This is a genomic window from Novosphingobium sp. (assembly GCF_031424035.1).
Classification (GTDB): Bacteria; Pseudomonadota; Alphaproteobacteria; order Sphingomonadales; family Sphingomonadaceae; genus Novosphingobium.
Map to the genome: position 1 here is coordinate 1 of NZ_JANPGP010000046.1, position 13,443 is coordinate 13,443.

Consider the following 13,443-nt stretch of genomic DNA (forward strand, 5'->3'; position numbering starts at 1 on the left):
GCGTGATCGGGCAGGCAAGGGAGCCTCCCGTGCACTGCGTCGTGAAGGCCGCGTCCCCGCCGTTGTTTATGGTAACAATGAAGACCCCCAGTCGATCCACATCGAGGAAAAGGAACTGCGCCGCCAGCTTGGCACCGGGCATTTCTTCAACTCGATCGTCGAGATTTCGGTTGGTGGAACGACCGTGCGGACGCTTCCGAAGGACGTTGCATTCCACCCCGTCAGCGATCGTCCGCTGCACGTGGACTTCCTGCGCATCTCGAAGGACCACAAGGTCCACGTCAACGTGCCGGTGCACTTCATCAATGAAGAAGCCTCGCCGGGCCTGAAGCGTGGCGGCGTGCTCAACATCGTTCGTCACGAGCTTGATCTGGTCTGCGACCCGGAAAGCATCCCTGACGAAGTGGCAATCGACGTGACCGGTTTCGATCTCGGCGCTTCGATCCACATCAGCCACGTGACGCTTCCGGCAGGTGCGGTTTCGGCCATCACCGACCGTGACTTCACCATCGCCACCATTGTTGCCCCTTCGGGTCTGCGTAGCGAAGCAAGCGAAGCTGCCGAAGGCGAATAATCGCCTGCGGTTTTCCGCTGCATTGACGGGGAAGGTTCGCCTGCCCCATCACAGACCGGGCCACAGCGATGTGGCCCGGTTTTTGTTTGGAGAATTCACGTGCAGCTTTGGGTCGGCCTCGGCAATCCCGGTCCGCAATATGCCATGCACCGGCACAATGTCGGCTTCATGGCTTGCGACATCCTTGCCGATTTCCATGACTTCGGCCCGGTGCAGAAGAAGTTCCAGGGCTGGCTGCAAGAGGGGCGCATCGGCACTGAAAAGGTGCTGCTGCTCAAACCCGCGACCTTCATGAACGAAAGCGGCCGCGCCGTTGGCGAGGCGCTGCGCTTCTACAAGCTCGGCACCGATGCGCTGACCGTGTTCCATGACGAGCTCGACCTTGCTCCCTTCAAGGTGAAGGTGAAGCAGGGCGGCGGCACGGCTGGCCACAACGGCCTGCGATCGATTGACCAGCACCTTGGGCCAGACTTCCGCCGCGTGCGGCTCGGCATCGGCCATCCGGGGCACAAGGACCGGGTGACCGGTTATGTGCTGGGCAATTACGCCAAGTCTGAGATGGACGACCTTGCCGGCATGCTCGGCGCGGTTTCGGCCGAGGCTGAATGGCTGACCAAGGGCGATGATGTCCGCTTCATGAGCGATGTCGCGCTGCGCCAGCAGGATTGAGCGCGATGCACCGCGTGCTGATCATAGGCTCGCCGGGTGCGGGCAAATCGACGCTTTCGCGGGCGCTGGCGACGCGAACGGGGCTGCCGCTTTACCACATGGACCGCTTGCACTGGCTGCCCGGCTGGATCGAGCGCGACCGCGACGAGGCCTTTGGCGAAGTGCGCAAGGTTCTGGCGCAGGATCGCTGGATCATCGACGGCAATTACGGCTCCACCCTGCCCGAACGGGTCAAGCGCGCCGATACCGTGGTCTGGCTCGACTATCCTACCGCGCAATGCCTGTGGCGCGTATTCCGCCGCCGGTGGCAATATCGCGGCACCAATCGGCCCGACATGACCGAGGGCTGTAATGAGAATATCAATTGGGAATTTCTGCATTTCGTCACCACGTTCCGGCGGAGCTGGCACGGGCGCAATGGGCGGGCGCTGCGTGACTTTGCCGGTGTTGTGATCAAGTTGCGTTCGCAGCGCGAGACGGATGAATGGCTGGCCAGCTTGGCGGCGCGGGCCGTTCTGGCCTGAAACGCCCGGCAAAGGACTGGCGCTTGGCGCATCGTGCGGCTAAGCGCGCGCCAACCAATTCATAGGATCGAGAGAAAATGGGTTTCCGCTGCGGTATCGTCGGCCTGCCGAATGTCGGCAAGTCCACTCTGTTCAACGCCCTGACTGAGACGCAGGCGGCGCAGGCGGCGAACTATCCGTTCTGCACGATCGAGCCGAACGTCGGCAATGTCGGTGTGCCCGATCCCCGGCTGGACCAACTGGCCGCCATCGCAGGCAGCCAGAAGATCATCCCGACCCAGCTCGGCTTCGTCGACATCGCCGGCCTCGTGCGCGGCGCGAGCAAGGGCGAAGGCCTCGGCAACCAGTTCCTCGGTAACATCCGCGAGGTTGATGCCATCGTCCACGTGCTGCGCTGCTTCGAGAATGACGACATCCAGCACGTCGATGAGCGCATCGATCCCGTGTCCGACGCCGAAACGGTAGAAACCGAACTGATGCTGTCCGACCTCGAAAGCCTCGAAAAGCGGGTGCCCGCCGCGCAGAAGAAGGCCGCGCAGGGCGACAAGGAAAACAAGCTGATCGCCGCCGTGCTCGCCCCCGCGCTTGAACTGCTGCGCGAAGGCAAGCCCGCCCGCCTCGCTCGTCCCGAAGGCGAAGACGAACTGCGCGTGTTCAATCAGGCCCAGCTGCTTACCGCCAAGCCGGTGCTCTACGTCTGCAATGTTGACGAAGAGAGCGCGGCAAACGGCAACGATTTCTCCGCCAAGGTTTTCGAGAAGGCCAAGGCCGAGGGCGCCAACGCCGTAATCGTCTCCGCCGCCATCGAAAGCGAGCTCTCGGGGATGGAGCCCGACGAGCGCATGGTCTTCCTTGAGGAAATGGGCCTGCACGAAACCGGCCTGGCCCGCGTGATCCGCTCGGGCTATGACCTGCTCCATCTGATCACCTTTTTCACCGTCGGCCCCAAGGAAGCGCGCGCCTGGACCGTGCACCGCGGCGCCAAGGCCCCGGACGCAGCGGGCGAAATCCACTCCGACATGCAGCGCGGCTTCATCCGCGCCGAAACGATCGCCTTTGATGATTTCATCGGGCTCGGCGGCGAATCCGGCGCCAAGGATGCCGGCAAGCTGCGGCAGGAGGGCAAGGAATACGTCGTGCAGGACGGTGACGTCATGCACTTCAAGTTCAACGTCTGATTGCCTATATTGCCATCATGCTGCGCCGCCTGCTTGCCTGTCTGCTGATCCTCTGCCTCGCCGCCCCGGCGCTGGCCGTGTCGCAGCATTGCGCCGAGCCGGCACAGGCGAGTGCGGCGGACACGCAGGCTCATCACGGCCATCACCAGCCCGAAGCGCCCGTCCAGAAGCAGGCCGGCGCGGTGCCGCATGACTGCATCGGCTGCATTGCCCCCTATTCCGATGGCCTTCGCCTCAGCGCGCAGCCGTTTGTCTTCGCCGCAGAGCCGGTCGCAGCAATTACCGACCAACTCAGCGGATTCGCCGTCCAGCCCGCCCTGCCACCCCCGCGAGCCTGATTGCTTCGCCGCATGATGCGGCGCATTTCCAGCAATCAGAACAGGACCTATTCCGATGAGAATTACCCGCTTGGCGGCGCTTGCCTGCGCCGCTTCGATCGCCAGTCCCGCGCTGGCGCAGAACCACGAATATGATCACAGCGCGCATGAAGAGGCGCCTGCCCCTGCCCCCGTTCCGGCCCCTGCACCTGCACCTGCACCGGCCGCTACAGGGAACGCTCCACAAACCGAACCGTACGTCCATCACGCGCACGATGCATCGTCTGTCCGGCCCAAGCCGTCATTCGGCGAAGGCTCTGGCACCGCTCGCCTGCCCGGCAACGAAGGCGGGATGCACGGCCTTCACCTTGGAACCGGGGACTGGATGGTCATGCTGCACGGCGATGTCTCGGCCAAGTACACCAAGGCCACCGGCCCGCGCGGCGATGATAAGTTCTATTCGACCTCGATGCTGATGGCCGTCGCCCAGACCGAACCGGAATGGGGCCGCGTGCAGCTGAAATCGATGCTCAGTCTCGAGCCGGCGATGGATGCCAATGGCTATCCGAACCTGTTCGCCACCGGCGAGACCGCGGGCGGATTGCCGCTGGTCGATCGCCAGCACCCGCATGACCTGTTCATGGAACTGGCCGCCCGCGTCGATTTCAACATTGGCGACCAGACCCGGCTGTTCCTCTATGGCGGCCCGGTGGGCGAACCCGCGCTCGGCCCATCGGCCTTCATGCATCGCGGATCGGCGGCCTATAATCCCGAGCCGCCCATCGCGCACCACTGGTTCGATTCGACGCACATCACCTATGGCGTCGTGACGGCGGGCCTTGCCGGCAACATGTGGCAGATCGAAGCCTCGGCATTTCGCGGGCGCGAGCCTGACGAGGACCGCTGGAACATCGAGACGCCGAAGCTCGATTCCTGGTCCGTGCGCGGCACGTTGAACCCGACGCCGAACTGGGCGATTCAGGCCAGCTATGGTGAGATCAAGGAACCTGAAGCCGTCCATCCCGGTGAGAACGAGCACCGCTTCACCGCCTCGGCGCACTACGCCAGCGAAGCCGTGTCGGCGATGCTCGCCTACAGCGCCAAGAAACGCGTTCCGGGCGAAACGCTTGTCGCATGGTTAGGCGAAGTGAACTGGAAGCTCGACAGCAATAACGTTTTGTTTGGCCGCTTCGAGAACGTGGCGAATGACGAGCTGTTCCCCGATCACAGCCATCCGCTGCACGACGAAAAGTTCCGCGTCAGCAAGTTCCAGGCGGGATACGCGCGTCGCATTCCGCTGGGTGACACGTTCCAGCTGGCGCTTGGCGGCAGTGTCGCCGCCTATGCCAAGCCGGATGTGCTCGATCCCTATTACGGTAAGTCGCCGATGGGCTATACGCTCTTCGCGAAACTCTCGTTGGGACACTAGACGCATGGAATGGTTTGAGGATCTGGAACTGGGCAAGGTCGAACACTTCGGCTCTTACGCGGTGACGCGTGAAGAAGTGCTCGATTTCGCCCGCAAATATGATCCCCAGCCGTTCCACCTCGATGACGCCGCCGCCGCGCAGACCCACTTCGGGCGCGTGGCGGCGAGCGGTTGGCACACCTGCGGCATGACCATGGCGATGATTGTGAAATATCAGGACGAGCGTGGCCATCAGGGACTGGGTTCGCCGGGCATCGATGAACTGCGCTTTCTGAAGCCGGTCTATCCCGGCGACACGCTAACCTGCGAGCGCGAAGTGCTGGAGAAGCGGGTCAGCGCGTCAAAGCCCGACATGGGGATTTTTCGGACGCGGGTTCGGACGTTGAACCAGCATGGCGAGGCGGTGCTGAGTTATGTGGCGAATGCATTTGTGCGGGTGCGGCCAAAGGGCTGAACGTCAGACACGATCCTCTCCATTTTTGCCGAATGGCACAAATGGGGAGGTGGCAGGCGCGAAGCGGCTGACGGAGGTGTGTCTGGGCAAGCGTTGAGACCCCTCCGTCAGTTCCTCCGGAACTGCCACCTCCCCATTTGCGCTGCGCGAAAATGGAGGGGATCGGCTACTTCCGCCCGAACAGTTTTTCCACGTCACCCAGCGCCAGCTTCACCCACGTCGGCCGGCCATGGTTGCATTGGCCCGAACGCGGCGTGCGTTCCATCTCCCGCAGCAGCGCGTTCATCTCGGCCACCGATAGCGAGCGCCCTGCCCGCACCGATCCGTGGCAGGCCATCGTCGCCAGCACGAGGTCGAGCCGTTCGCCGAGCAGCAAGGCATCCCCGTTCTGGGCGAGGTCGTCGGCAATGTCGCGGACCAGCGCGCTGATGTCGCCTTTCGCCAGCACTGATGGAACCGATCGGACCAGCATCGCGTCCGGGCCGAAGCGCTCGAGCGTCAGGCCGAAGCGGTTGAACTCCGACGCGCGTTCCTCAAGCCGGTCGCAGGCCGGTTCATCGAGTTCGACGACCTCGGGGATCAGCAGGGCCTGCGCGTTGGTCATTGTGTCGCCCGCGCCGGCGGCTTTGAGCCGTTCGAGCACCAGCCGTTCGTGCGCGGCGTGCTGGTCGACGATGATCAGCCCGTCCTCAGCCTCGGCGACGATATAGGTGCCGGCCACCTGCCCACGCGCCACCCCGAGCGGGAAGTGTGGGGCTTCGGCGGGCTGGTACTCGGCCATTTCGGCGCGAGCCATTGGCGGGGCCATGACCGCTTCCTCATAGCCGCGCCACGGCTGCCCGGCATCGCTGACCCGCGATTGCGGTGCCGAGTATTCCCGCGCGAACAGCGAACCGAGCGTCGGTTCGGGCCGCATCGGTTCAACCTGCCACTGCGCCATGGCGGAAGCGGCAGGGGCCTGCGCGCTGCGCCGGTCGCCGCTGTCGAGCGCTTGCCGCAGACCGCCGACAATAAAGCCGCGCACGAAGCCGGGATCGCGGAAGCGGACTTCGGTCTTGGCCGGGTGGACGTTCACATCGACATCCTGCGGCGGCAGGTCGAGGAACAGCGCCAGCACGGCATGGCGGTCGCGCGCCAGCATGTCCGAATAGGCACCGCGAACCGCGCCAATCAGCAGCCGGTCCTTCACCGGGCGGCCGTTGACGAACAGGTACTGGTGATCGGCAACGCCGCGGTTGTAGGTCGGTAGGCCAGCCACGCCAGTCAGCCGCATATCGCCGCGCTCTACCGACACGGCCACGCCATTGTCCGCCAGTTCGCGCGCGATGATCCGTGCCACGCGCTCGGCCAGCGCTTCGCAGGGCTGGACGGCAAGTGCGCGGCGGCCGTCGTGTTCGAGCGTGAAGCCGATATCGGGGCGCGCCATGGCCAGCCGGCGCACAACATCAAGGCAGGCGGCATATTCCGAGCGAGCCGAGCGCAGGAACTTCCTACGCGCGGGCACCTGCGCGAACAGGTTCTCCACCCGGATGCGCGTGCCGGGCGGTAGCGCCGCCGGGCCTTCCTCGGCCAGCTTGCCGTGATCGATCACACGTTGCCACCCGCTGTCCTCGCCGCGCACCCGGCTTTCGATGGTGAGGCGCGCTACAGAGGCGATCGAGGGCAAGGCCTCGCCCCGGAACCCAAGGGTGGCGACCAGTTCGATCGCCTCATCGGGCAGCTTCGACGTGGCGTGGCGTTCGAGCGCCAGTTCCATCTCTGCCGGGTCCATGCCGCAGCCGTCGTCAGTCACCTCGATCAGGTCGAGCCCGCCGGCTGACAGGCGCACCGCGATGTTCGTCGAGCCAGCATCGATGGCGTTCTCGACCAGCTCTTTGAGCGCCGCAGCCGGCCGTTCGACGACCTCGCCGGCGGCGATGCGGTTTACAAGATTTTCGGGCAGGCGGCGGATCACTGGCATTGCGCGGCTAGCCTAGCGATGAAGCGATGCGAATTCGAGCCGGAGCGCGGCGGAATCTGTGGCTAGCCCAACAAAATTTTGGCCTTTCCTCAGGGCATGCGCTAATGGACCGCCTCTCCCATCTTCCGGCCGCCCTACAGGCACCGCAGGAAATGCGGTTAGCAGCTTGTTATAAAACGGATTTTTCAATGGCATCCTTCCTGTCGCGATTCTTCAAACTTGGCTCGCAGAACATGGCAATCGATCTGGGGACGGCGAACACGCTGGTCTATGTGCAGGATCGCGGAATTGTCCTTAACGAACCGTCGGTTGTCGCGATTGAGACGATCAATGGCGTCAAGCGCGTGAAGGCCGTTGGCGACGACGCCAAGATGATGATGGGCAAGACCCCTGACTCCATCGAAGCCATCCGCCCGTTGCGTGACGGCGTGATCGCTGACATCGAAGTCGCGGAAGAAATGATCAAGCACTTCATCCGCAAGGTGCATGGTGGCCGCTCGGTATTCCGCCGGCAGGAAATCGTCATCTGCGTGCCTTCGGGCTCGACCTCGGTGGAACGCCGCGCGATCCGTGACGCGGCGTCAAACGCGGGCGCTTCGGAAGTGTTCCTCATCCTTGAGCCAATGGCTGCCGCGATCGGTGCTGACATGCCGGTGACGGAACCGATCGGTTCGATGGTCGTCGATATCGGCGGCGGCACTACCGAAGTCGCCGTGCTGTCACTGCGCGGCCTTGCCTACACCACTTCGGTGCGTGTCGGCGGTGACAAGATGGACGAAGCGATCGTTTCCTACGTCCGCCGCCATCACAACCTGCTGATCGGCGAAGCCACGGCAGAGCGTATCAAGAAGGACTACGGCGTCGCCACGACCCCGCTCGACGGCATCGGCGAGACGATCCACATCAAGGGCCGCGACCTCGTCAACGGCGTGCCCAAGGAAATCACCATCACTCAGGCCAATCTGGCCGAGGCGCTCAACGAACCGATCAGCGCCATTGTTGAAGGCGTCCGCATCGCGCTGGAAAACACTGCGCCGGAACTGGCCGCCGACATCGTCGACCAGGGCATCGTGCTCACGGGCGGCGGCGCTCTGATCAAGGGACTCGACGAATTCCTGCGTGAGGAAACCGGCCTGCCGGTCTCGGTCGCGGAAGATCCGCTGTCCTGCGTCGCGCTCGGTACGGGCCGCGCGATGGAAGAACCGATGTACCGCGGCGTGTTGATGACCGCGTAATCGCAATTCTGGGGGTATTCGGCGACCGTAAGCGTCTGGAGGGGCTGGAGGCGCGGTCGCCAGGATAGAAGGAGAGGCGCATGGCGCCGCCGAGCAACCGGCGCACCGGCTTTTCCAAACGGGCGCAGTATACAAATTTCTTCGGCTATATCGCCGCGATCGCCGGCGCGCTGCTGGGCGGCGCGCTGCTAATTGTGTCCTTCGTCGATCCGAACGCCTTTTCGGGACTGCGCGGTTTGGCATCTGACGGCGCCCGCCCGATGGCCACGGCCACGGCCACCGTTCGTTCGGAAGGCAGCGGTTTTTTCGACACAATCGGTGGCTATTTCACGCGTGGCAGCCGGGTCTCCCGGCTTGAGCGCGAGGCCGAGATCAACCGCGTCCGCCTCGCCGAAGCTGCTGCCCTTGCTGAAGAAAACCGCCGGCTGAAGGCGTTGATGAACATGCCGGTCGAAGGCGTGGACCCGGTTGCCAAGGCGCAGCTTGTCGCCTCCACCGGCTCCAGCCCGCGCCGATTTGCCACGCTGTCCGCCGGATCAAGCGCCGGTGTGACGACTGGCATGCCGGTGCGCTCGCCGCTTGGCCTCGTCGGGCGCGTGCTCGAAGTGTCGCGCGGCACGTCGCGCGTGTTGCTTATCACCGACAGCGAGAGCGTGGTCCCGGTACGGCGCTCTACCGATGGCATCGTCGCCACGGCGCGCGGCGTTGGCGATGGCACGATGCAGCTGGAACTGGTCAGCCTTGGCATCAATCCGCTGAAACCGGGCGATATCTTCGTCACCTCGGGCTCGGGCGGGCTCTACCGGCCGGGCATTGCCGTGGCCGTGGTCATGGCCGTGACCCGCGACGGCGCCACCGCCCGCGTGCTGAGCGACCCCGCGTCGAGCGAATTCGTGGCTGTCGAGCCGATCTACATCGCCGCGCTGGGAATGCCTGACGCATCGGTAAGCGCGTCCCCGCCACCAGCTCCGGCAAAGCAGTGATGGCAAGTCGCCCGCCGCTTTTCCCGCAGCGCCGGTACCGCAAGGAAATCAACCGCTCGCATTCACCGGTGCTGGCGAACGTCATGCCGTGGCTGTCGATCATGCTGGCCTCGGTCGTGCCGCAGTGGCTGTCGATCTTCTCCGCCCCGGTTCTGCCGCCGTTCGGCTACCTGATGCTCGTCGCCTGGCGGCAAGTGCGCCCCGGCGTTCTGCCGGTGTGGGCTGGCCTGCCGCTTGGCCTGTTTGACGACCTTTATTCCGGATTGCCACTGGGCAGCGGTATTCTGCTGTGGTCGATGACGCTGATTGCGATGGAATTGCTTGAGGCGACCTATCCCTGGCGCGGCCTGCTGGTCGACTGGCTGGCCGGGTCAGCGCTCGCGACCGGCTATATCCTGCTGACCTGCCTGATCGGTGGACACGGCGCGCCGGCCATCGCAATTGCTCCGGTGCTGTTCCAAAATCTCGCCTCGATCCTGTTGTTTCCGCTGGTCGGCCGCTTCGCCGCATGGTGCGACCGGCTCCGGCTCATGCGCTTCCGGAGCATACAGTGATGTGGAAGCGGCTCAGGGATCGTTTCACCCAGCGCACCCAGAAGCACATCACCAGCGGCCAGTTAGCCAACTCGTTCGACCGGCGCGCGATCGTCATCGGTGGGGTGCAGGCCGGTGTCGGCGTGCTGCTCGCCACGCGCATGACGTGGATCGCCGTTGCCGAGAACGAGCACTTCAAGACGCTGTCCGAAAGCAACCGCGTCAACCTCAGCCTGATCCCGCCGCGACGGGGGCTGATCCTTGATCGCAACAACCAGACCATCGCGGCGAACCAGCAGTACTACCGGGTCGACCTGATCCCCGAGCGCGTTCCAAACCTGCAGGAAACGCTTGGCCAGCTGGGCCAGATCCTCAGCCTTACGCCTGCAAAGTTGCAGGATCTGAAGGACAAGATCGAGGAATCTCAAGGGTTCCAGCCGGTCGAGATCAGCGCCCGTCTCGAACGATCGCAATTCGATGCGATCAATGTGCGCTTGCCCGAATTGCCCGGCGTGCTGCCGCAGCGGGGGTTTACCCGGCTCTATCCCACCGGGCCTTCGGTGGCGCATCTGGTTGGCTATGTCGGGCCGGCAACTGCCGACGAATACAAGAAGGACCGCGATCCCCTGCTTATCACGCCGGGCTACAAGGTCGGCAAGGACGGTCTGGAGAAGCAGTTCGAGCAGACCCTGCGCGGAGTTCCGGGCGCGCGGCGAACCGAAGTTACCGCCAATGGCCGCGTCGTACGTGATCTGGAAATGCGCGACGATGTGCAAGGCAATCCGATCAAGCTGACGATCGATGGCGCGCTTCAGGACTTCGCCGCCCGGCGTATCGGGCTCGAATCGGCAGCGGTTGTGGTGATCGATTGCGACACCGGGGGCATCCTTGCGCTCTGTTCGATGCCTGCCTTCGATCCGAACAGCTTCATCGGCGGGATCGGCCGCGTTGAGTGGAAGATGCTCAACGACGATGATCACATCCCCTTGCTCAACAAGGCGCTGCGCGGGCTCTATCCTCCCGGATCAACGATGAAGCCGATGGCGACTCTGGCGCTGCAATTGCACGGCGTTGAACCTGAAGAGCGCGTTAGTTGCCCCGGTGGCTACCGGCTCGGCAACCGTTTTTTCCGTTGCGATGCGGTTCACGGATCGGTGGATATGCGCGGGGCGATCGAGCACAGCTGCAACACCTATTTCTGGTCGATGGCGCACCGGGTTGGCTATGATGCCATCGCGCCTGTCGCCAAGATGCTGGGCCTCGGGCAGGAATTCGACCTGCCGATTTCATCACAGCGCTATGGCACGATCCCGGATGCGGCGTGGAAGATGCGGCGCTACAAGCAGGAATGGAGCGCGGCGGATTCGCTCAATGCGTCGATTGGCCAAGGCTATGTCTCGGTTTCACCGCTGCAACTGGCGGTGATGACGTCGCGCATTGCCAGCGGCAAGAACCTCCAGCCGTCGCTGATTCACGGCCACGCCAAGCCGTTCGGGCCGAGCTTCCCGTTTACTCCGGAACAGCTTTCTGTGGCGCATGACGGGATGTTCCGCGTGGTCAATGGATCGGGCACGGGTGTGGGAAGCAAGCTGCCCTTCCCCGACATCCAGATGGCCGGCAAGACCGGCACCGCGCAGGTCCGGGCGCTGGTCGCTCGCGGCCACGTTGGTGACTGGAAATCGCGCGATCACTCGCTGTTCGTCGCCTATGCTCCGGCAGACAAACCGAAGTACGCGATTTCGGTCGTGGTCGAGCACGGCACATTCGGCGCACGCGCTGCCGCACCGATTGCCAAGGACGTGTTTACCTATCTGTTCGACCCGGCCAAGGCCTGGGCGATCCTGCTCGAAATGGAAAAGGGTTGGGGCGGCACGCCTTCGGAACGCATGGCATCCAAATACCGCGCCTATACCGCTGCCTATGGCACTTCTGCAGCGAAGGTCGGCGGCGACAAGGCGGTCGAAGACGCCAAGGACAAGGCAGAGAAGGCTGCCACTCCGCCAGACAAGATCGTCAACGATGTGATCGTGCCTCGCAGCGAGGTTGACGCGACCAAGGGCACACCGGCCCCGGCTGCCGCGTCCACGCCCGCACCGGCTGCGACTCCGCAAGCGGAGGCGCCGCAATGATGTGGCGCAACGCCATTCCCGAACCCATCGCTCGCCAGCCATGGCGCGTGCTGATCCCGCTGTTCGCGCTTGTCCTGTTCGGCGCTTCGGTCCTTTACACGGCCGCAGGCGGTTCCATGTCGCCCTGGGCAACCAGCCACATAGTGCGTTTCGGCGTGTTTCTGGTGATGGCTCTGGTCATTGCGGCGATCCCCAAGGACCTGTTCAAGTTCGGCGCCTATCCGATCTACGGTGCCGTGGTTATCCTGCTTATTCTGGTTGAACTGATCGGCGGGATCGGCGGTGGTAGCCAGCGCTGGCTAAACCTTGGCTTCATGACGCTGCAGCCTTCGGAGCTGATGAAACCGGTGATCGTGCTGGTCATGGCGCGGTTCTATTCGGACTTGCCGCCTTCCATGACCGCTGAATTCAAGGCGCTGTTCCCCGCACTCGGCCTGCTGGCAATCCCGGCGCTGCTGGTCATGTTGCAACCTGATCTCGGCACCGGCCTCGCCATCAGCTTTGGCGCAATCGTCGTGATCTTCCTGGCCGGACCGCCGATGCGCTGGTTCGTGGCCGGCGGCGCCGCTGCCATGGTCGCCGCGCCGCTCGCCTTTTTCTTCCTGATGCACGACTACCAGCGCAAGCGAGTCTTCGTGTTCCTCGATCCCGAAGCCGACCCGAGCGGGACCGGCTATCACATTCTCCAGTCAAAGATTGCCATCGGTTCGGGCGGCCTTACCGGCAAAGGTTTCGGCAACGGCTCGCAATCCATGCTCGGCTACCTGCCCGAGGCGCATACCGACTTCGTTTTCGCTACCATGGCCGAGCAGTGGGGCCTGCTTGGCGGGCTGTTCGTGATCGGCACATTCATCCACATCCTGCGCTGGGGCATGCGCGTGGCCGACCGCGCGCCGGACCGGTTCTCGCAGCTTCTGGCGGCGGGGATGACCTGCACCGTGTTTTTCTACATGGCGATCAACCTGATGATGGTCATGGGCCTCGCGCCGGTTGTCGGTATCCCCCTGCCCTTCGTCAGCCATGGCGGATCATCGATGATGACCAACATGATCTGTCTTGGCACAATCATGGCGGTCGACCGCTGGACGCGCAGCCGTGGGCGGTGGGCAGACTAAGCCGTGAATTCCAGCCGGATTATCGGGCCGGAAAATTAGTTCGAAAAAACCCCTTCCCTCGCTCGAATCAAGCGCTATAGGGGGCGCTCCCGAGATTCGGGACCCCGCGGAACTTACCGCCCGTGTGGACGCATAGCTCAGTTGGTAGAGCAGCTGACTCTTAATCAGCGGGTCCTTGGTTCGAGCCCAAGTGCGTCCACCACCCTCCCCCCCTTCCTATTCAGTTTGCCACCCCGGCGCTGGTGCTGATCGGCAAGGCGCATGCCAAGCGTTCGCAGCCGGTGTGTGCCGAGGCACTCGCCTTGGCGGTGGATTGCGAAGGGTTCGCCTACTAGTCCGCAAT

13 protein-coding genes and 1 tRNA gene are annotated in these 13,443 nt (G+C 63.8%); 13 read left to right on the forward strand and 1 reads right to left on the reverse strand.

The genetic code is table 11. From position 1 onward, the window contains the following. The 7 genes from RMO89_RS06855 to RMO89_RS06885 form a co-directional block, all read left to right on the forward strand. On the forward strand, positions 1-574 hold a 574-nt coding region (locus RMO89_RS06855; protein ID WP_310532045.1), incomplete at its 5' end, for a 50S ribosomal protein L25/general stress protein Ctc. 99 nt (positions 575-673) lie between these two features. Beyond that, positions 674-1,243, forward strand: a complete 570-nt coding sequence (pth, locus tag RMO89_RS06860) for an aminoacyl-tRNA hydrolase (RefSeq protein ID WP_310532046.1) — start codon at positions 674-676, stop codon at positions 1,241-1,243. A 5-nt stretch (positions 1,244-1,248) separates the two neighbouring features. Then, entirely contained in the window at positions 1,249-1,767 is a 519-nt protein-coding gene (locus RMO89_RS06865) for an AAA family ATPase (RefSeq protein WP_310532048.1), read from the forward strand. Between the two features lie 77 nt (positions 1,768-1,844). Then, on the forward strand, positions 1,845-2,945 hold the full coding sequence (gene ychF / locus RMO89_RS06870; protein ID WP_310532049.1) for a redox-regulated ATPase YchF: 1,101 nt from the start codon (positions 1,845-1,847) through the stop codon (positions 2,943-2,945). A gap of 17 nt (positions 2,946-2,962) precedes the next feature. Next, the gene (locus RMO89_RS06875) at positions 2,963-3,283 is read left to right on the forward strand and encodes a hypothetical protein (protein WP_310532050.1); all 321 of its coding nucleotides are present in this window, start codon (positions 2,963-2,965) and stop codon (positions 3,281-3,283) included. Positions 3,284-3,338: 55 nt separating this feature from the next. After that, the gene (locus tag RMO89_RS06880; protein WP_310532051.1) at positions 3,339-4,691 is read left to right on the forward strand and encodes a hypothetical protein; all 1,353 of its coding nucleotides are present in this window, start codon (positions 3,339-3,341) and stop codon (positions 4,689-4,691) included. A 4-nt stretch (positions 4,692-4,695) separates the two neighbouring features. Then, positions 4,696-5,145: a MaoC family dehydratase gene (locus tag RMO89_RS06885; RefSeq protein ID WP_310532052.1), complete on the forward strand. Its 450-nt coding sequence runs from the start codon at positions 4,696-4,698 to the stop codon at positions 5,143-5,145. A 166-nt stretch (positions 5,146-5,311) separates the two neighbouring features. Here the strand turns inward: RMO89_RS06885 and mutL are convergent, their stop codons facing one another. Beyond that, positions 5,312-7,105, reverse strand: a complete 1,794-nt coding sequence (gene mutL, locus RMO89_RS06890) for a DNA mismatch repair endonuclease MutL (RefSeq protein WP_310532054.1) — start codon at positions 7,103-7,105, stop codon at positions 5,312-5,314. A gap of 188 nt (positions 7,106-7,293) precedes the next feature. Here mutL and RMO89_RS06895 point away from each other — a divergent pair, with 188 nt between their 5' ends. The 6 genes from RMO89_RS06895 (at position 7,294) to RMO89_RS06920 (ending at position 13,302) form a co-directional block, all read left to right on the forward strand. Continuing rightward, a complete protein-coding gene (locus RMO89_RS06895) occupies positions 7,294-8,340 on the forward strand; it encodes a rod shape-determining protein (RefSeq protein ID WP_310532056.1) in 1,047 nt (348 codons plus the stop codon). Positions 8,341-8,420: 80 nt separating this feature from the next. Next, positions 8,421-9,323 carry a rod shape-determining protein MreC gene (gene mreC / locus RMO89_RS06900; RefSeq protein WP_310532057.1) on the forward strand — a complete coding sequence of 301 codons (903 nt, stop codon included), beginning with the start codon at positions 8,421-8,423 and terminating at the stop codon, positions 9,321-9,323. Next, on the forward strand, positions 9,323-9,877 hold the full coding sequence (locus tag RMO89_RS06905) for a rod shape-determining protein MreD (protein ID WP_310532059.1): 555 nt from the start codon (positions 9,323-9,325) through the stop codon (positions 9,875-9,877). The genes mreC and RMO89_RS06905 overlap by 1 nt, the downstream gene beginning before the upstream one ends. Continuing rightward, complete coding sequence (gene mrdA / locus RMO89_RS06910) at positions 9,877-11,985, forward strand: penicillin-binding protein 2 (protein WP_310532060.1); 2,109 nt, start codon at positions 9,877-9,879, stop codon at positions 11,983-11,985. Before RMO89_RS06905 ends, mrdA begins: the two co-directional genes overlap by 1 nt. Continuing rightward, entirely contained in the window at positions 11,985-13,100 is a 1,116-nt protein-coding gene (rodA, locus tag RMO89_RS06915; RefSeq protein WP_310532085.1) for a rod shape-determining protein RodA, read from the forward strand. Before mrdA ends, rodA begins: the two co-directional genes overlap by 1 nt. Positions 13,101-13,226: 126 nt before the next feature. Beyond that, positions 13,227-13,302: transfer RNA gene (locus tag RMO89_RS06920), tRNA-Lys, on the forward strand. Positions 13,303-13,443 lie beyond the last annotated feature (141 nt).